The 19,832-nt window shown below is 38.4% G+C and carries 17 protein-coding genes and 1 pseudogene; 13 read left to right on the forward strand and 5 right to left on the reverse strand.

Features of this window, described 5'->3' with window-relative positions; genetic code table 11:
- Positions 1-2 precede the first annotated feature (2 nt).
- Positions 3-413 carry a PucR family transcriptional regulator ligand-binding domain-containing protein gene (locus NP781_RS25600; RefSeq protein WP_373880540.1) on the reverse strand — a complete coding sequence of 137 codons (411 nt, stop codon included), beginning with the start codon at positions 411-413 and terminating at the stop codon, positions 3-5.
- 214 nt (positions 414-627) lie between these two features.
- Between NP781_RS25600 and NP781_RS06035 the strand changes: the two genes are divergently transcribed.
- Both NP781_RS06035 and NP781_RS06040 read left to right on the forward strand, forming a co-directional pair.
- Positions 628-1,236, forward strand: coding sequence for an ankyrin repeat domain-containing protein (locus tag NP781_RS06035; protein WP_306830718.1), 609 nt, complete (start codon positions 628-630; stop codon positions 1,234-1,236).
- Between the two features lie 366 nt (positions 1,237-1,602).
- Complete coding sequence (locus NP781_RS06040; RefSeq protein ID WP_221680670.1) at positions 1,603-2,853, forward strand: MFS transporter; 1,251 nt, start codon at positions 1,603-1,605, stop codon at positions 2,851-2,853.
- 61 nt (positions 2,854-2,914) lie between these two features.
- Here the strand turns inward: NP781_RS06040 and NP781_RS06045 are convergent, their stop codons facing one another.
- Positions 2,915-4,798 carry a multicopper oxidase family protein gene (locus NP781_RS06045; RefSeq protein WP_257522503.1) on the reverse strand — a complete coding sequence of 628 codons (1,884 nt, stop codon included), beginning with the start codon at positions 4,796-4,798 and terminating at the stop codon, positions 2,915-2,917.
- 320 nt (positions 4,799-5,118) lie between these two features.
- Between NP781_RS06045 and NP781_RS06050 the strand changes: the two genes are divergently transcribed.
- From NP781_RS06050 to NP781_RS06085, 8 genes are all read left to right on the forward strand, one after another.
- Entirely contained in the window at positions 5,119-5,877 is a 759-nt protein-coding gene (locus NP781_RS06050) for a tetratricopeptide repeat protein (protein WP_257521752.1), read from the forward strand.
- Positions 5,877-6,542 carry a GGDEF domain-containing protein gene (locus NP781_RS06055; protein WP_257521753.1) on the forward strand — a complete coding sequence of 222 codons (666 nt, stop codon included), beginning with the start codon at positions 5,877-5,879 and terminating at the stop codon, positions 6,540-6,542. Before NP781_RS06050 ends, NP781_RS06055 begins: the two co-directional genes overlap by 1 nt.
- 317 nt (positions 6,543-6,859) lie before the next feature.
- The gene (locus tag NP781_RS06060) at positions 6,860-7,342 is read left to right on the forward strand and encodes a cell wall elongation regulator TseB-like domain-containing protein (RefSeq protein WP_016994292.1); all 483 of its coding nucleotides are present in this window, start codon (positions 6,860-6,862) and stop codon (positions 7,340-7,342) included.
- 16 nt (positions 7,343-7,358) lie between these two features.
- Positions 7,359-8,552 carry a pyridoxal phosphate-dependent aminotransferase gene (locus tag NP781_RS06065; protein WP_221680672.1) on the forward strand — a complete coding sequence of 398 codons (1,194 nt, stop codon included), beginning with the start codon at positions 7,359-7,361 and terminating at the stop codon, positions 8,550-8,552.
- Positions 8,553-8,580: 28 nt separating this feature from the next.
- Complete coding sequence (gene asnS, locus NP781_RS06070) at positions 8,581-9,876, forward strand: asparagine--tRNA ligase (protein WP_221680673.1); 1,296 nt, start codon at positions 8,581-8,583, stop codon at positions 9,874-9,876.
- Positions 9,877-9,950: 74 nt separating this feature from the next.
- Positions 9,951-10,679 (forward strand): DnaD domain-containing protein, encoded by a 729-nt coding sequence (locus tag NP781_RS06075; RefSeq protein ID WP_221680674.1) that lies wholly within the window; start codon positions 9,951-9,953, stop codon positions 10,677-10,679.
- Positions 10,680-10,691: 12 nt separating this feature from the next.
- Positions 10,692-11,354: an endonuclease III gene (nth, locus tag NP781_RS06080; protein WP_257521754.1), complete on the forward strand. Its 663-nt coding sequence runs from the start codon at positions 10,692-10,694 to the stop codon at positions 11,352-11,354.
- Positions 11,351-11,662, forward strand: coding sequence for a YpoC family protein (locus tag NP781_RS06085; protein WP_221680676.1), 312 nt, complete (start codon positions 11,351-11,353; stop codon positions 11,660-11,662). Before nth ends, NP781_RS06085 begins: the two co-directional genes overlap by 4 nt.
- A gap of 149 nt (positions 11,663-11,811) precedes the next feature.
- Here the strand turns inward: NP781_RS06085 and NP781_RS06090 are convergent.
- Both NP781_RS06090 and recU read right to left on the reverse strand, forming a co-directional pair.
- Positions 11,812-14,476, reverse strand: a pseudogene (locus tag NP781_RS06090) (PBP1A family penicillin-binding protein).
- Positions 14,477-14,478: 2 nt separating this feature from the next.
- Positions 14,479-15,123 (reverse strand): Holliday junction resolvase RecU, encoded by a 645-nt coding sequence (gene recU / locus NP781_RS06095; RefSeq protein WP_221680678.1) that lies wholly within the window; start codon positions 15,121-15,123, stop codon positions 14,479-14,481.
- A gap of 381 nt (positions 15,124-15,504) precedes the next feature.
- On the opposite strand from recU, the gene NP781_RS06100 reads away from it, so the two are divergent.
- The 3 genes from NP781_RS06100 (at position 15,505) to NP781_RS06110 (ending at position 18,538) form a co-directional block, all read left to right on the forward strand.
- On the forward strand, positions 15,505-15,702 hold the full coding sequence (locus NP781_RS06100) for a hypothetical protein (protein WP_004225568.1): 198 nt from the start codon (positions 15,505-15,507) through the stop codon (positions 15,700-15,702).
- 207 nt (positions 15,703-15,909) lie between these two features.
- On the forward strand, positions 15,910-16,293 hold the full coding sequence (locus NP781_RS06105) for a YppE family protein (RefSeq protein WP_257521755.1): 384 nt from the start codon (positions 15,910-15,912) through the stop codon (positions 16,291-16,293).
- Positions 16,268-18,538 carry a DEAD/DEAH box helicase gene (locus tag NP781_RS06110; protein ID WP_257521756.1) on the forward strand — a complete coding sequence of 757 codons (2,271 nt, stop codon included), beginning with the start codon at positions 16,268-16,270 and terminating at the stop codon, positions 18,536-18,538. The genes NP781_RS06105 and NP781_RS06110 overlap by 26 nt, the downstream gene beginning before the upstream one ends.
- Before the next feature lie 664 nt (positions 18,539-19,202).
- Here the strand turns inward: NP781_RS06110 and NP781_RS06115 are convergent.
- Entirely contained in the window at positions 19,203-19,832 is a 630-nt protein-coding gene (locus NP781_RS06115) for a DUF2306 domain-containing protein (protein WP_257521757.1), read from the reverse strand.

The raw sequence follows: 19,832 nt of genomic DNA on the forward strand, positions 1-19,832 counted from the left end.
TCCTAAGATTTTCTATTTAATAGATCATAACGTCCAGATGCCTTTTCATTGATAATCGAGATGACCTTGGAAAGGGTGTAATTATAAGGTAACTCTAATAACGGCAATCCATGCTGATTGGCAATATCGATCATGTTTTGAGGCGTCTTTTGTAAATAGCGTCTCATTTTAATAACAAGGCCTGCACAATTGATTTTAGAGATTTCTTGGATGATTTTATTTTGTAAGGCTTCGTCATCTTGGAAGATGTAACCAGTCGTTAACAGTAATTCATTCGGTGTCAGCCAATCAAATGCATCGGGATTTTCGATAATGTTCACAAGTGCAATTTCATTGTGAATTCCTTGCTCTCCAGCAACAATTTTAATTCCTTCAAGTGCTTTTATCTCTAATATATCTTTAATTGTTAGCAAATGATTTCACTCCTTCGCCATAATCTTATCACAAAACATTGTACATATTGCCTAAATGATCTACATTCTTTTTGGTTTTGCTAAACAATGATATCTACAGGATAAGAGAATAAAATAAAGCTTGTAAGACGGAAATGTGAAAGTAATAACATTCTCGCAGTTTATTTCTTTTTAGTCAAAATGAACAATAGGTCAGAGAAATGGAGGAATGAAATTGGTAGATATAAATGTGGTCTCAGAATTTTTAACTGCAGCTGAAGCAGGTGATATTAATGCTCTGAAAGGTTATTTACAACAAGGTGTGGATATTAATTCTCAAAATAAGCGCAAACGTACAGCAATTATACTTGCTGCAATGAATGATCAATTAGAAACAGTAAAATTTTTGATTCAGGAAGGTGCAGATATTGACCTTCAAGATCAAATTTGTTTGAACCCATTTTTGTATGGATGTATAAATGGAAAGTTAGAGCTTGTGAAAATAATGCTACAAGCAAACACAGATTTAGAGCGTTTAACACGCTTTGGCGGTGTAGGGATTCATCCAGCAAGTGAGAAGGGCTTTGTAGAGGTAGTTCGTGAACTTGTAACGACTACAGACATCAATGTCAACCATACAAATATTTGTGGCTGGACACCATTGATTGAAGCCATTCTCCTCAATGATGGTGGAGAAGAGCAACAAGAAATAGTTCGTCTATTAGTTGAACATGGAGCAGATACACAATTAGTAGATCAATATGGTGTGACACCATTAACAATGGCTAAAGAAAAAGGATTTACTGAAATTGAAAAAATTCTACTAGAAGCAGGAGCGAAATAGTAGTACTCCTACACATAAAGAGGGTGTACATATGATACATGCCAAATCGGGTGATGATTTTCAAATGATGCTCAAAGCCGAAGCCTATCCATTATTTTCAGTGTAGATCGCTATGTTAGTCAGGCAACAACGGCTATGATTGAGCAAATTAAACATTACTTTAAAAGCAAATAGGATGAACAAAAAGGAAGATATAAAAAAATGTTCCTTTTTTTGGAGAGTTCACATATACTATTTATAAACCGACAGTCAGTCTAATTTGTAGGGCAAGTTCAAGAAGCTGTAAAGCCTCAACTTGTGCCTACAATTTTTTAACATATTAAATGACCGACTGTCGGTCTAAAAATAATAAGGGGTGTTTTTCATATGGAAATGCTAGTCAAAGAAAAAGGCTTTTCGAAAGATTTTATCATTATGGTAGTTGGGCAAATTATTTCTATTTTAGGCTCTGCACTTTTAAGGTTTGCTCTTTCACTTTTTGTTTTAGATATAACAGGACGGGCAGATCTTTTTGCTGTGCTTTTTGCTATTTCAAGCCTACCTGTTTTACTTACACCATTTGGTGGCGCAATAGCAGATCGTTTTAATCGGCGAAATTTAATGGTCCTATTTGATTTTGTCAGTAGTGGCATTGTATTGATTTTTTTTATTGTATTACTAACAGACAATCATTCTGTGCTATGGATTGGGTCGGTTATGGTGCTTCTTTCATTCATTAGTGCGATGTACACGCCAGCTGTAATGGCTAGTATTCCGCTATTGGTTAGTGAGCAAAAGCTTGAGCAGGCTAATGGGATCGTCAATGGGGTCCAGGCATTAGCGGGGGTGACAGCACCTGTGCTAGGTGGGATTTTATATGGAATGCTCGGCCTCAAACTTCTCGTCATAGTAAGTGGTTTATTATTTTTCATTACGGCTATTGTAGAAATGTTTATGACGATCCCATTTGTGAAACGTAGCTATGATGGTCATTTGGTACCGACATTAATCAAAGACATGAAAGAAGGTTTTACTTATGTGGTGAAGCAAACATTTATTTTAAAATGTACGCTACTTGCTGCTTTATTGAATTTACTATTGACCCCACTTTTTATCGTTGGTGTGCCTATTATTCTTCGTGTCACGATGAAAAGTAGTGATACATTGTATGGAATAGGAATGGGGATTATTGATTTTGCGACGATTTTAGGCGCGTTAACGATGGGTTACTTTGCAAAAAAGCTGCGTATGCACACCCTCTATATTTGGGTATTGGTGTCAGCCTTTTTGGTGATTCCTATGGCTATGTCTGTACTCCCTCACGCCCTTCAAATTGGCTATTATCCCTCGTATAGCTTATTTATTGGGTGTGCGCTTATCATTGCGATGATGATGACGATCATCTCCATTTACGTAATGACCCTTGTCCAAAAAGAAACACCAAATGAACAATTGGGGAAGGTCATGGCGATTATGATGGCAGTATCACAGTGTATGGCACCACTTGGACAGATGGGGTATGGGTTGCTATTTGAGTACTTTCAAGCCAATATCTATATACCAGTCCTGATGATCTCTGTGTGTGTATTATTATTAGCTTTCGTAACGAAAAGAATATGGCGATTGGAGGCCAAGTAAATTGCTAGAACAAAGAAAACCACCTTTTCATTGGTAGTTTTCTTTGTAAAGCGATACCTAGCTAAAATCTTCTGGTTCTACGACGAGGACTATGCCTGTTGGTAGGAGTATTGGTAGGAAGGGTTGGTAACAGTAGCGTTGGCATATGTCGTGTATTATCTCCTATATGAATAGTAATGGATTCCTCTTCATTAGGTAAGGCTACCTTTTCTTCCTCAAGTACTGAGTGTTCTACCTCATTTAATAGTGGTGCTGAAAATTCGCTATGATGGGTAGTACTTGTAGTACTTGTAGTACTTGTAGTACTTGTAGTACTTGTAGTACTTGTAGTACTTGTCGGAGCTGTTGATTCTTGATGTGTTACGGGATGTTCTACTGCTGCATGAGGCTGCTGAACAGCATGGACGTCTTTCATAACGAGAATGGGTCGCATCATATCATGATCCTCATGCTCAAGGAAATGACAATGCCACATATAATTCCCGACATGATCTTTCCAATGCATAATAATTTTTGTAACCTTTCCAGCGTCAGCCTTCACCGTGTCCTTCCAACCTCGCTCATAGTCTCTTGGTTCTTCAGGCGGCCCTGTAAATTGTACGATGCCTTCATTTTGATAGATATCTAAATCAAACGGCCTTCGTTCCAAAATTTTAAATTGAATGAGATGTAGGTGAATAGGGTGGATAAAGGGTGTAGCATTAATAAAGTTCCAGATTTCAACACTATCTAAAGAAGGTTTTTCCGTTGCTGGATCATGGTACATACGATCATTTAATAGCAACATAGGTCGCCCAAATTCATCGGTAGTCGCCGTCAATGGCAGTTGTCTTTCTATATGTGCATGGTGTGGATGTAGATCCATAGAAACGGCAAGTCTTTCTGGAATTTCACTTGTATCTTCACATTTCAAAGGTAAAATTACTCGAAACTGCATAATCACGTTTGTATGTTCATCACTGAAATCGGTATCAGTATTAAGTAAGGTAATCTCCTGTCCAGCACAGCTTGAAAAATCGATAATGACATCCGTGCGTTCAGCTGGCAGCAACTCGACAGATTGGATAAGCTGTGGGGCTGGTAGTAAACCGCCATCTGTACCAATTTGAAACATTGGTTGACCATTGGAAAGACTAATGACATAGCCTCGTCGATTAGATCCATTTAGGAAACGAAATCTATATTTACGTGGCTCTACATCTAAATAAGGCCATAGTTTTCCATTAACCACTATCGTATTGCCAACAAAGCCTGGTGTGATAGAGGGGTGAACAGGCACGGGAAATGGTGGTTCGTCAGGATAAAACAATGAGCCATCCTCATTAAACGATTTATCTTGTATCAAAATCGGATATTCATAGTCTCCACATGGTAAATTAGAGCGTTCCTCAAGGGCATCCCTTAATAAATAAAAGCCTGCTAATCCTGCATAAACATTTAAACGTGTTAAAGCCATGGCATGGTCATGATACCACATGGTAGTGCCAGGCTGATGATTCGTATATTCATGTATTTCCTTATTAAATTTTGGACCAGTATGCCGATAGTCTTTTGTGTACCATGCTTCAGGATGACCATCACTCTGCCAATCCACATTGGCACCATGTAGGTGAGTAACTGTTCTTACTTCTTGTGAATCGTTTGCAGCATGAAGCGTAAAATCTACTGGCAAAAAGTGCTGTAAGGGCAGCTGATTTTTGTATTTCACATAGATAGTTTTATCTTTTGAAGCTTCTATGGTTGGCCCTGGGTAAAGTCCATTATAGCCCCAAATTAATGAGTTTGGAAAATGCTTATGAAAACGATGCTGGCCTTCCATCATGACCAATTCGTAATAATCATTCTTCTGTTGCCCTCTGCTGTATTTTGGTTTGGCGATCATTGGTTTTGGAAGTTCATCTACAAATTTTGGAATCGTTGCTGGATCAGAAGGGTTAATTTGCATACTCACAACATCACATCCCTTTTCGATACTAAAATAGCTAATAAACTCATCATATGGGTAAAAACAACAGGTAACGAGGACAAAAATGGAGAAAAATGTGTAAAGAACATAAAAAAATTAATTACATATTATAGGAATAAAATGATTCATTTTAAAGCAAACAGATGGAAGATTTTAAAACAATCGTCACAAGAGATTTTTGCGTTGTAGGTAATAGTTGGTATCTTACGAAAAAGGGGACGAAGTGAATAAATATGTCTTATAATTGAGAAAGCACAAAGTAAACTGGATGATATGGGGCATGGAGAAGTGATGAAACGGTGGAATTAACATTAGAAGAATTAAATAAAACGATAATGGAGATGCGCACAAAGGGGTATTTAACGAAAGCACTAAAGCTTGCAGATCAAGGTCTTTTAGTCGCATTAGAGAGCAATAACTATGCATATGTCATGGATTTGTACTATCAAAAAATATTAGTTCATCATTCTTTAGGTGACACATTAAGCATGGTTAATCTTATTCATGATTATGAGGCCATTTGTCAAAATTATGGTACGACAAAAGATTTAATGCATTATCATTTAGTGATGTCATTAATCTATGATTTAGTGGGCATCCGTGAAAAAACGGTGGAAATGACGAAGAAATCTATCGCCTATGCACAGGAGCTACAAGATCCTGTCATGCTTGTTCGCTGTCATAATAATCTGTGCTATTTAGAGGTAGAGAAGGGCTGTACAAAGGAAGCACTTCAAGCAGGGCTATTAGCTAGAGAATATAATAAATCTCTTGCTAGAACAATTCCTGAGCTAGCAAAATTACATGATATTCGTATTAATAATAATTTAGCAGATGTGTATATTTTAGAAGGGGATTTTAAAAAGGGGAAGGCATTGCTGGACAGTACTTTATCCTCTGCAATTATTCATCATCATAAACGAGAAAAAGTAGCGGCATTGTTTGGCTACGGTTTTTTATTTGAAAAACAGGAAAAGCTTGAAGAAGCCGTATTCTATTATAAACAAGCCATAGATCTTGCCCAATCTTATGGAGATAAGCCGATAACAAAAAAGTGATGCGCTTACTGTTAAACGTATTGTATCAATTGGATTGGCGAGATGAAATTTTTGATGTACAGCGTGAATATATTGATCTCTCAGAAAAAATGAGTGTTGCAAATTTATTACAACAAGTAATGAACTTGGAATTTAAGCGTCAAAAGGAAAAGCTTGAGATAAAAGCACATTATGATCCATTAACAGGTGTTTTAAATCGTCATTTTTTAGACTATGAGCTACAGGAATGGCTCAATGCAGCCGAAATAGCGCAATCCTATGTATGTATTACGGTTTTGGATGTCGATTATTTTAAACTATTTAACGACACGCATGGTCATTTATTTGGAGATATGATTTTACAGCTTTTAGCTAACAGCTTGAAGGATTTTTTACAGGATGAAGATGTGAAAATTATTCGCTATGGCGGAGATGAATTTATCCTTTGTTTCAGGCATTCGCAAAAGGACTATATCAAAACATTGGTCCATAACACACATGCCTATTTGCTCTCATTAAAGCTCGAACAAGAACAGCAAAGTTATCCTTTAAGGGTTAGTATGGGTGCTTGTGTGAATAATCAGAAAGACTATCAATACAAGGAGCTATTTGAGCAAGCAGATAGCTGTTTATACCAAGCAAAAGCGAATGGCCGTGCTAGCTGTGTGCTATACGAATTATCATAATGACAGGTTCCTATTTACATAGTTAAATAGGAATTTTTCTTGTGATTGGACCATGTTTTTATGCCCAAAACGAGGCTTCTATGAGGTGGAATGAAATTTACTGTAGTCATCATTTGAAAACGTTGTTCTAGCAACGTACAATATATGAAATTAAGAAACACGACAGCACAAAATTGTTGTATAATGTTGTGGTATGAGGAAAGAAAGCAGGTTGACAAAATGGAAAGCAAAATGAATGGTTACACAGTTATAGACACACACATGCATCAGCTATGTGTTATGCCAAAACAGCTCGATGTGAAACATAAGGTGAATAGATGAAAAACTGGTTAATTTTCATTTCTGTCTTTATTGTTTCGTTGTCACTTGTCATTAGTATTTTAGTACTCTGGAAAGCCGAGGCTCCGTTCCGTTCAATTGAAGAGCAGGCTGAACAGTTGGCACTCGATGCCAAAGCCCTCGCAATTGTATCGGAGTCCTACACATATAATGGCAAACATTCGTATGTTACTGTGTTCGGGGTAGACGAATACGGTGATAAAAAAGCTGTCTTTGTTCCGACGAATCTAGACGAGGATTCCATTCAGGAAGTGTTATTAGAAGATGGTATTACGGAAAAGCAAGCATTATCGGTTTTTAAAAATGAAGGAAATGTACAAAAAGTCCTCCACATGAAATTAGGCTATGAGGAGCCTGGCGCAGTTTGGGAAATTACGTATCTGAACGACCACGACCAGCTCAACTATGTCTATATTCTGTTTAAGGATGGCGACTGGTGGAAGCGCATTACGAATTTATAAGAGGAGTAGATCCCGAATGAAAAATTTATTAGCAACACGTGTAAAAACTTTAACACCATCTTCAACATTAGCGATTACTGCAAAAGCAAAAGCATTGAAAGAGCAAGGTATTGATGTTATTGGTCTTGGAGCTGGTGAACCAGACTTTAATACACCTCAAAATATTTTAAATGCTGCCATTGATTCAATGGAAAAAGGTTATACAAAATATACACCCGCTGGCGGACTTCCAGTTCTGAAAAAAGCCATTATTGATAAGCTTCAACGCGACAATAACCTTACTTATCAGCCAAATGAAATCATTGTTGGTGTAGGGGCAAAGCATATTTTATACACGCTATTCCAAGTGATTTTAAATGAAGGCGACGAGGTTATTATTCCTATTCCTTATTGGGTGTCTTATCCAGAACAAGTGAAATTAGCTGGCGGCGTACCAGTTTATGTTGAAGGTACACGTGAACAAAGCTATAAAATTACAGCGGATCAACTGAGAGCAGCTGTGACAGACAAGACAAAAGCAGTGATTATAAATTCTCCTAGTAACCCATCAGGGATGATTTATTCTCGTGAAGAGCTTGCAGAACTTGCTGCTGTTGCAGAAGAAAAAGATATTTTAATCGTGTCAGATGAAATTTATGAGAAGCTTGTATACAATGGTATTGAGCATTTTTCAATTGCACAACTTTCTGATGCAGTGAAAGCACGTACAATCGTTGTTAATGGTGTGGCAAAATCTCACTCTATGACAGGCTGGCGTATTGGATATGCTGCAGGTGACGCAGACATTATTAAAGCAATGACTGACCTTGCATCACACTCAACATCTAATGCGACAACAACAGCACAATATGCAACTGTGGAGGCGTATAATGGCTCTCAGGATACGGTAGAGGAAATGCGTCAGGCATTTGAATCTCGTCTTGAAAAAATTTACCCACAGTTAAGTGCTATTCCTGGCTTCCATGTATTAAAGCCACAGGGTGCATTCTACCTATTACCAGACGTAGCAGAAGCTATGGCTCACACTGGCTATGATTCAGTAGATGCATTTGCTGCGGATATTTTAACAGAAGCAAACGTAGCAGTGATTCCAGGCTCTGGCTTCGGTACACCAACTACTATGCGATTATCTTATGCTACATCTTTAGACTTATTAGAAGAGGCAGTCCGTCGTATTGATACATTCGTAAAATCAAAATGGCAAGACTAATCCTTCTAGTCAACTTTGGAGGATTTCTATGAAAAAAATTATGATTAAAGATATGCCACAGCATATCGGTGAAACAGTCAAAATTGGCGCTTGGTTAGCCAATAAACGTTCAAGCGGAAAAATCGCGTTCCTACAGCTTCGTGATGGCTCTGGCTTTGTACAGGGCGTTGTAGTGAAAGAAGAAGTAGGCGAAGAAATTTTTGCTACGGCAAAAGGGATGACACAAGAAACTTCTATGTATGTGATTGGTGAGGTGAAAGCTGACGAACGTTCAAGCTTTGGCTGTGAGCTTGCTATTACTGGTATCGAGGTACTACATGCAGCAACAGATTTCCCAATCACACCAAAAGAACATGGTCCAGAATTCTTAATGGATAACCGTCATTTATGGCTGCGCTCCCGTAAACAACATGCCATTATGAAAATTCGGAATGAAATTATTCGCGCTACTTACGAATTTTTCAATAACAACGGTTTTACAAAAATGGACCCACCAATTTTAACAGGTTCTGCGCCTGAAGGTACTTCAGAGCTGTTCCATACAAAATATTTTGATGAAGATGCTTATCTATCTCAATCTGGTCAGCTATACATGGAAGCTGCTGCGATGGCTTTAGGAAAAGTATTCTCATTCGGTCCAACTTTCCGTGCTGAAAAATCTAAGACTCGTCGTCATTTAATCGAGTTTTGGATGATTGAGCCTGAAATGGCATTCGTAGAGTTTGAAGAAAATTTAGAAGTACAAGAGCAATATGTAGCGCATATCGTACAATCTGTACTTGCAAACTGCAAATTAGATCTAGAGCGACTTGGCCGTGATACATCAACACTTGAAAACATTAAAGCGCCATTCCCTCGAATTTCTTATGATGATGCGATTAAGCTTTTACACGAACAAGGCTTCGACGATATTGAGTGGGGCGATGATTTTGGTGCGCCACATGAAACAGCGATTGCGAATTCATTTGACAAACCAGTATTTATTACTTGTTACCCAGTAGGCATTAAACCGTTCTATATGCAACCACACCCAGATCGTGATGATGTTGTATTATGTGCTGATTTAATTGCACCAGAGGGTTACGGAGAAATTATTGGTGGTTCTGAGCGAATTCATGACTACGATTTATTAAAATCACGTCTGGAAGAGCATAACCTATCATTAGAGGCCTATGCTTGGTATTTAGAGCTTCGCAAACATGGCTCTGTCCCACATTCAGGTTTTGGTCTTGGGTTAGAGCGAACTGTAGCATGGATTTCAGGCACAGAGCATATCCGTGAAACAATTCCATTCCCACGTTTACTAAACCGCTTATATCCATAAGCTAATCAATTTAAAAGTCGCGTAGTGAACTATCTACGCGGCTTTTCTACTTAAAAGAAGGAGTCTGGAGAATAATGAACATAAATAATCATCGGCTCCGTACATGGACTGAGCAGAGAATGGTTCCCATTCCTCAGCTTTTTTTTCAGTTTTATAAGGAGTTAAATATGGAGGATGAAGAGGCACTGATTGTCATGCATTTATTGGCCTTTCATATGGAAGAGAATGACTTCCCAACACCTAATGATCTAAAAAATCGTCTCACAATGTCTGATAATGATATCACATCACGTTTACAGCGATTAATGCAAAAGGGTTTTCTTGAAATTACACGAGATGTCGACGCGGGCGGCAAGCTATATGAAAAGTATTCCGTATACCCGCTATGGGAGCGCATTTTACAGATGATCGATATGAAAGAGCAGCAACAAACGGCAGTGACACTTCAACAAGAAGAAGGAGAGATATTCCGTCTTTTTGAAGAGGAAATGGGGCGTCTTTTATCTCCTTTAGAACTTGAAAAAATTGGATGTTGGCTTGATGAGGACAAGCATAGTCCCGCACTCATCAAAGAGGCGCTAAAGGAGGCTGTCTTTGCTGGGAAACTGAGTATTCGCTATATTGATCGCATTTTATTAGAATGGAAAAAGAAAAATATTACAACACCACAAGCCGCACAAAAGCAAAGTGAACAGTTCCGTGAGAAACAGACATTTAACAGAGCACCAGCTCGAACAGTTCAACAAGAAACGCAATCAACGGGGAGAGTTCCATTTTATAATTGGTTGGAAGAAAGAGAATAGGGGGCATCCAGTTTGTTAACGAAAAAACAGTGGGAGCATTGTCTAGAAGAAATGGATCGAATGTTTCCCGACGCACATTGTGAGCTCGTTCATGATAATGCTTTTGAGCTAACAATTGCCACATTATTATCTGCGCAATGTACAGATGTACTTGTCAATAAAGTAACGAAAACCTTATTTCAAAAATATAAAACACCAGAAGATTATTTAGCTGTTTCTATAGAGGAATTGCAACAGGATATTCGCTCTATTGGCCTTTATCGCAATAAGGCGAAGAACATTCAGGCTCTATGTCAACGTTTACTAGATGAGTACGATGGTGAAATCCCTGCAACACGTGAAGCCTTGGTGACATTACCAGGTGTAGGACGAAAAACGGCCAATGTTGTGCTTTCAGTAGCCTTCGATATTCCAGCACTTGCAGTGGATACCCATGTGGAGCGAGTATCCAAACGCCTAGGGCTCTGTCGATGGAAAGATTCGGTGCTTGAAGTGGAAGAAACGATTATGAAGAAAACGCCAATGGAGAAATGGTCAAAAACGCATCACCAATTAATTTTCTTTGGACGTTATCATTGTAAGGCCCAAAATCCTGGATGCCGTACTTGCCCTTTACTGGACGATTGTCGTGAAGGGCAAAAGCGTTTAAAGAAAGGCCTGGTGAAGGATGCGTGAATAGTGAAGCCATAGCAAAAGAAAAGGTTGATGCATGGTTTGCCCAATGGACTTCTCTACAAGCCGCTATCCATAAAGCACATGATGCAAGAAATGGACTGGCAAAAGGGCTAATGGAAGATGCCATCGAGCTATTTGAACAACTTGTGCAAGCTGCAGGCGATGAAGTGCTACCGATTAATGGTGTTGAGCGACTAGCCTTTATTAAAGCTAAGCCAGGTCAATATGCATGCTATCGTCAACTAGATGAGCTATTTAAAGAAACGAAAAAGCGCGCAGCACGACTGCGAATTCAAGCTAATGGATAGAACAGGTAAAGTGAAGGATAGGACGCGAAAAGTGACGGATAGACCGTGTAGAGTGGCGGATAGATCGTCAAAACTGACGGATAGCCTCAGAGCCTTCATCAATAAAAAAACCGAGAAGCAGTTCATTCACTGCTTCTCGGTTTTTTTCTTTATTCTGAGCTTTGGTCTTCTTCATTTGGGTTGGTAGGCTCGGTAGGAGGTGTTGGCTGCTGATTTCCATCATTATTGCCATTGTTTCCACCGTTGCCGTTATTTCCATGCCCATTGCCATTCCCGTTATTATTGTTGTTATTGCCGTTGTCGCCATTGCCATTATTGTTATTACCTTGATCATTGTCCTCTTGATCAGGATCAATCGGTAAATGAATATCTGGTTCATCTGGATCTTCCGTTTCCAAATCTTCCTCAGGGGTACTTGTGATCTGGAAGGTAGTTGTCCCAGGCTCACTGCGTGTGCCGTCTACAATGGCTACGACAGAGATTGTATAGTTACCATCTTCAAGCGTGTTAGCAACAGTTAAGCCTTTCGTGTCTGCTGTGCCAAGGATAACCGTTTCTCCACCTTCACGTGTGGCAGAAACTTCAAATGAAGTTGGTAATGGTTCATCGGTTTCTGGATTTAGGATGGCATCATGTTCCCAAGAAATATTGATCGACTGTGCTCCTAAATCTAAGCTTGCTGAAACATTATAAGGTGTAGATAGCTCTGGCGCCTCATAGACCTCAGAAACCTCTGTTGGTTCAGTTCCGCGAACGAATAACTCTGTTTGACGTAGTTCGCTAGGTGTATAGTCACTTGCCAATCTTAAAGGATTAGAGCCTACTTCCACCGTTGCTTCTACAACAGTACTTGGCTTTTTGAAGCTAGCTGTCTCAACATTTGCTGAAATCTCTTGCATAATTGTCTTAAATAGGTTTTGTGGTAATCGACGTTCTTCCCACGTTGTAATTGGATCAAAGTGTTTTTCATAGCCACTCCATATAGCGATGGAATAGTTAGTTGTGTAACCAGCAAACCATGAATCTGGCACACTTGTATTCGGTAAATTATATTTGTTAAAGTCTTCTGCTGAATAGTTAGTTGTACCTGTTTTACCTGCGATATCTAAGCCAGGCACATTGGCTGCAGTTCCTGAGGCATCAGGCTTATTGCCGACTACATCACGTAGCATGTCTGTTACCATGTAAGCCGTATAATCATTCATAGCCACTTTAGACTCAGGTGTATAGTTTTTAGACGTTTTACCATCACGATAAACAATTTTTGTAATCGAATGCGGATCTGTATAGACCCCGTTATTACCGAAAGCAGCATAGGAAGCTGCCATTTGAATAGGGGAGATAGTAATAGCACCACCACCAATTGCATCGGACTCATAGAGGTTTTCTGTTTCTATCCCTAAACGTCCAACAAATTCCTTGGCTTTTTCAGTGCCAACCTCCTGTAATGCTTTAACAGCTGGAACGTTTCTTGAAGCATATAATGCTTTACGTGCAGTCATGGCACCCATATATCTGCCATCCCAGTTTGTGATTGTTTGCTTTGTGTTTGTATAGTTCATTGGTTCGTCGACAAGTGTTTGACCTGTAGACCATTTTAAATATTCAATTGCTGGCCCATAGTCGACTAATGGTTTCATTGTGGAACCTGGTTGATTATTTGTTAAGTCCTCGGCATAATTCCAGCCACGTTCTGCACCATATTTACGACCGCCACCAACGGCTTGAATGGCACCAGTTTTTGTATCAACGACCGCCACACCTGACTGAATTTCTTCAGTTGGGAAATTACTATCATCATTCATGACATTTTCTACAACTTGTTGAGCATTTGGATCAAGTGTCGTATAGACTTTGATTCCTTCTGCCATTGCCGAACCGTCACCATTATTTTCTAATTCATTAATAACAATATCCAGGAAGGCATCATATTTGGAACCTGCAAATGATTGACGTGTTGCATCATCCGCTAAACCTGATTGAACTTCTGCTTTTTTTGCTTCTTCCATTTCGGCTTTAGAAATTTTTCCGTGTTGATACATTAATCCTAAAACGGTATTACGTCGTTTTTTTGCAAGCTCAGGGTTTTTTAATGGATTATACGCATTTGGTCGTTGCACTAACCCTGCTAATAATGCTTCTTCATCTAATGTTAAATCTTTTAATTCTTTACCATAGAAGTATTGTGCGGCTGTGCCGAAGCCATAGATACGACCTGACATAAGCATTTTGTTGAAGTACATTTCAAAAATTTCTTCTTTTGTATACTTACGCTCTAATTGGAAGGCAAGCCATGCTTCCTGTGCTTTACGCTTTAATTTCTTCTCGTTTTGTAAAAATGAGTTTTTAACTACTTGCTGTGTTAAAGTCGATGCACCTTGCGCACCAAAGCCATCACGGAAGTTTGCAAGGATTGCACCGCCTAGACGATAAAAATCCATCCCATGATGCTCAAAAAAGCGTACATCTTCTGTAGCCAGAATCGCATTGATCATATCTTCAGGTATATCTTCATATTTTATATATTTACGGTTTTCAGCACCGATTGTTGCAAATAATTCACCGTTTTTATCGTAGAACTCTGGAAGAAACAGGATCTTTCAGTAATTCTTCATCGAGCTCTGGAGCCGTGCTTGCATAGAAGGCAAATAATGCAGCTCCTCCAATTAAGCCTGCTACACCGATTGCTAAGACTGTTAAAAAAATGCGTTTAAACCATGACTTAGCGGATGAGGCTGGTTTCGTTTTTTTATTTTTATTTTTTTCAGCGAGAGCTTTTTGATGCTCTCCACGTGTTCGACGACGTTCAGTCATTCTTATTTCTCCTCACTTTCAGACCCGTAGCATTTTGCATCAATCAATTGTTGGATAATGGGTAAATAATCGATACGCGGATAATAGCTCGTGGGAATTTCATATGCCTCTTCTTCGATAATCGAAAAGGGTATCGATTTACGATTGCCATTTTCCATTGCTTGCCAGGCCTTTTGTAAAACTTTGTATGGCACAATAAAATATCGTTCAAAAGCAGAAAAACGAACGATAATAAAAGCCACACCATTTTGTTCCGTCACTTGCTGCATATGTGTCATTTGATGCTCATGAATATTTTTTAAGGGGAAACTTGTTTTGGAAGCAGTTTCCTTTGCATCAAAATCTATATAATGCCCTTCCCAAACACCATTGTAGTCGGTTGTAGAGGGTGTTCGAAAATAAGCTTCACGAATGACAGCAGCACTTCGTGAAGGGTACTCTACTTTGACGATTTGCACAGGAACAGGTTTCTTATGAATGATAGCAAGTCGTCTTTTTATATAATAGTCGTTTGCTTCATTAATTTCATCTTCTAGCGTCTTCCCACGATTACTAAAAGATAAATCTTTGTTTTTGCTCTTTTTTTCTGTTTTCTGTACAGAAGCATTTGGGGTATACAATTTCCCGTTTGGATAACGAATTGTCATTAAGCTCACCCTTTACCTTACTGCTTTTCTATCCACTAGTTTACCATGTTTTAATAGCTGTTCTCTACCTCAATCATTCATGAAATTGTTACTAGAATAGTAGAAAACAAATGGTAAGTAGGAATAATTTGCGTCGAAAAATCGCCAGCTTTATTCTTACTAGAATCGCCAAAATAACTGATAAATTTAAGTAGGTCATTGGGATGAAAATATACTCACACAGTGACCTTTCATTCATGACGATTTTTTTTGTCAGAGGTTCACTATTAAAATTTTATCGAAAATCTTCTTCTTTCAGCTAACTTACGCTTATTTTGTCACGCATGAAGGTAATTCTATACATACGAGGAATACTAAAGTTAAAGCAAAGGAGGCGTTATTTTGAACAAGTTAGAACAATTAGTTGCGCAGTTAGATCTGGTCAATCAATTACTTTTCACGAGAGTGTCGCTGGAAAACAATGCTCATAGTTTGCATTTTTTTATGCAACTTAAAGCAGTTAGCCAGAAAGTAAGCTTAGCAGAAAAGAACTGGCAAGTAAAGAATGCTTGTTCGCCTATTAGTAGTGAAAAATCATAGACTTTGGTACACTTATCTCATAAGCAATTGAACTAACGCAATAGCATGAAGATTGAGACATTATTTTCCATAAAGGTGTGGTAAATAGGTGTCATAAACAGTGATATTTCCATTGCTGACGTGCAAAACAAAACATACTCACCATGTATATGCCGTCACTATGAAATATATTTGCTATGTGTAATTGTTGAGAGATGAGGTGCAAAATTGTTAGTTATCCAGCAAACATCCAAATTAATAGATGAATGTGATCAGTGTGTTTCACGTTTTTGGCAAATGCGTGAGGAAGATCGGACACCTGATTTTTTTCAAGAGGTAAAGCCACATGCAGATGAAATCCATCAACTTTTGAAGGAATGGCAGCAAGAAGCCAATAAATGGATTCAAAAAAATCGACCAAAATACATGCATACGCAACAAATTGCTTCAGTCGTTGAATCGATGGAGCAATTTGTTGTGCAATCTTTTTATAAAGAAACAAGTAAAAAACGTTTTTTAGATGCCATTCATTCTACTTCCTATACTTTGAAAATATTTGAACGATTAGTTAAGGAGGGAGAGAAGGATGCTATCGAAGAAACGAACGATTAGTGAGCTTTTACATGAGTGGAGATATGATGAAGAACTTAAAGAGCGTATCCTGCATTGGCAAACATTAGAAGGGCGTCCAGCTAACTATGCACCATTTCCTAGGAATTTACACCCCTCTTTAGTGAAAGCCCTACAGGCAAGGGGTATTGAGCAGCTTTATACCCATCAGCGAGAGGCATTTGATTTGGCACAGAGTGGTACGTCTTTTACTGCGGTTACACCAACTGCTTCAGGTAAATCCTATTGCTATCATCTGCCAGTGCTACAAAAAATAATGGAGGATAAAAATGCACGTGCCATTTATTTATTTCCAACAAAGGCACTGGCACAGGACCAGAAAAATGATTTGAATGAACTTATTGAGCAAAGCGGTGAGGAGATTTTAAGCTATACCTATGATGGAGATACGGCTCCAGGCATTCGCCAAAAGGTTCGTAAGGCAGGGCATATCGTGATGACGAATCCTGATATGCTTCATTCGGGGATTTTGCCGCATCATACAAAATGGGTTTCACTTTTTGAAAATCTACAATATATTGTGATTGATGAATTGCATACATACAAAGGTGTGTTTGGTTCCCATGTGGCGCATGTTATTCGGAGATTAAAAAGAATTTGTGAGTTTTATGGGAGTAAACCTGTGTTTATTTGTACATCCGCTACCATTAAAAATCCTAAAGAGCTTGCTGAGCTGCTAACGAATGAATCACACATGCTCATTGCTGATTCGGGTGCTCCAGTTGGTAAGAAAACCTTTCTTTTTTACAATCCGCCGATTATTCATAAAACATTTGGCGTGCGTAGAAGTGCTGTATTAGAGGTAAGTGATTTAGCTAAGAGGTTGTACACGGCTGGCATTCAATCCATTATTTTTGCCAAAAGCCGGGTACGCGTAGAAATGATTGTAACCTATTTAAAGGAACTTACACGTAATAATAAGCTGCTCGATGAATCTGTACGTGGCTATCGAGGTGGGTATCTGCCATCTGAGCGACGTGTCATCGAAAAAGGCTTGCGTGATGGGACAATCCAAACAGTAGTTAGCACCAATGCATTAGAATTAGGTGTCGATATCGGTCAATTACAAGCATGTATTATGACAGGTTACCCAGGAAATATTGCGAGTGCTTGGCAGCAAGCAGGACGTGCAGGGAGACGTCAGGATGAGGCATTGATTATTTATGTTGCGCAATCTTCCGCGTTGGACCAGTATGTGGTCAATCATCCACTATTTTTACTAGGCAGTACACCAGAGGAAGCACGTATTTATCCAGAAAATATGCTGATTTTAATGGATCATTTGAAATGTGCTGCCTTCGAGCTACCTTTCTCAACAGGCGATATGTATGGAGAATATGACATACAGGAATTGTTGGAGTATTTAGCAGAGGAAGGGGTAGTTTTTAAGACGAGTGATAAATGGCATTGGATGAGTGATCGTTTCCCGGCGCATGATATTAGCCTACGTTCAGCGTCACAAGAAAATGTAGTCATTATTGATCTTACCATTCCTGCACAGACAAAGGTTATTGGTGAAATGGATCGACATAGTGCCATGACACTCTTGCATGAAGAAGCCATTTACTTGCACCAAGGTATTCAGTTCCAAGTAGAGAAGCTTGACTGGGAAGAAAAGAAAGCCTATGTACGTGAAGTAGATGTTGATTACTATACAGATGCCAATCTAGCAGTTGAAATGAAAGTTTTAGAGGAAGATCGTAGCCGTTCATATGCAGGTGGTACAATTTGCTTTGGCGATGTTGGCTTAGTTGCACAAGCAACGATTTTCAAGAAAATACGCTTCGGCACACATGACAATATTGGCTCAGGACCTATACATTTGCCACCAGATGAAATGCATACAAGTGCTTCGTGGTTATCGTTCAATAACACACCTCAGTGGTCAGAGGCAGAGCTTACGGATGCAATGACTGGAGTTGCTTACGCAATGAATGCGTTTATTCCAATATTCATTCAGTGTGATAGCAGTGACGTAGCAGTAGTTCCGCAAGTAAAAGCATCCCATAATGAGCTGCCTACGTTTTTTGTCTATGATAAGTATCCTGGTGGTATCGGGCTAAGTGAAAAAGTCTATGATTTATGGGAGGATCTATTGACTAAAACTTTTCAACATGTGGCGAATTGTCCTTGTGAGTCAGGGTGTCCATCCTGTATAGGGGCTCAAGATAGTTTACATGAAGGGAAGAAGAGGGTAATAGAACTTCTTCGAATATTAAATGATTAAACCAAATTAAATTAAAATGAAATTAAAAGAAGGCTTAAGGGATGACCGTGTTAGTTCCTTAAGCCTTCTCCATTTATTAATTTATAAATCTTTTTGAGGTTAATACCAGTTAGTCCTAAAGCATGAGGATGTTTTTGATCTCATACCGGGCCAGAAATTTGACATTCGAAAATCATTGAGTGGAGATTATGGCAAACAGTACTGTTGTGCACATAATTTAAGGAATCGATGTCTACTAACCTTGTAACCTATATTTACTTCAAGCTTACATAAGCCAATTTAAGAATAGTTGCGTCCCATTTCCAAATCTTATTAGCATGTTAGAAAAATTACGAAGTAACAATCTTGTTCTAGGAATGATTACAAATTGAAAAGGGGTTTAAGGTAATAATATAAGGACTTTAGGTATTTTGAACCAATTTTATTATCTGAATGAAAAGGAATTAAAAAATCTGACACTCAAATATTTAAGAAAGCCTTGGAGCTTCTGAATGTTTCTCCTAATGTATATTTGTTGGAGACCGCACCAAAAATAATGTGATTGCTGCTCAAAATATAGGGATGAAAGGGAATTTGGGGTAACATCAGAAAATGCGAATTTCCAACGATAAGCATTTTTTATGACAATTACCTCGATTTTAACAAATGTCAAAAAGGCTTGTAATTATTTTATATCATACAAGTATTTTTTTCTAATCACAATTTCGGCTATTGCTAAACTGAAAATCCAGCAAAGCCATACTGCAATCGTATATGAAAGATCATAGGAAAGATCTAATCCATTATGTGTAATTGCGACCATGATATAAATAATCATATTGGCAAAGGATAGAAAGAAACTTCGGATGATCCATTGACTATGCCGTAAGACATCTTTTCTTTTTATATATATATAGCCTAATATTGTTGTTATAAGCCAAAGTGTATTTAAGATAAGAAACCCTATTGTACTTGGCCAGCCACCTGTCGCAAAGAACGAAACGTATAAACCGGCTATAAAGTTTAACACAATAGATAAAACATAGACTCGACCATTCCATCGGTGAAATGTTAAAGATTTTAAACGTAATCTCTTAATTATTCCGAGAGGTCCTGTAAGAAGTGCAATTATCGCAAGTATAATATGAACTCGTATCATCAATACCCATAGCATTTGATTAGAAAGAAGTTCATCTTTTTTTGATAGGAATCCCTGAAAACTTGGATCAACTACAAAATTCTTTGTTAGTGTATGCATTACCCACATTCCTGAAATAATTAATAAAATCGTAATTAGGAATTTGCGTTGCTTCAT

The organism is Lysinibacillus sp. FN11, assembly GCF_024628845.1.
In the GTDB taxonomy this organism is placed as follows: Bacteria; Bacillota; Bacilli; order Bacillales_A; family Planococcaceae; genus Lysinibacillus; species Lysinibacillus capsici.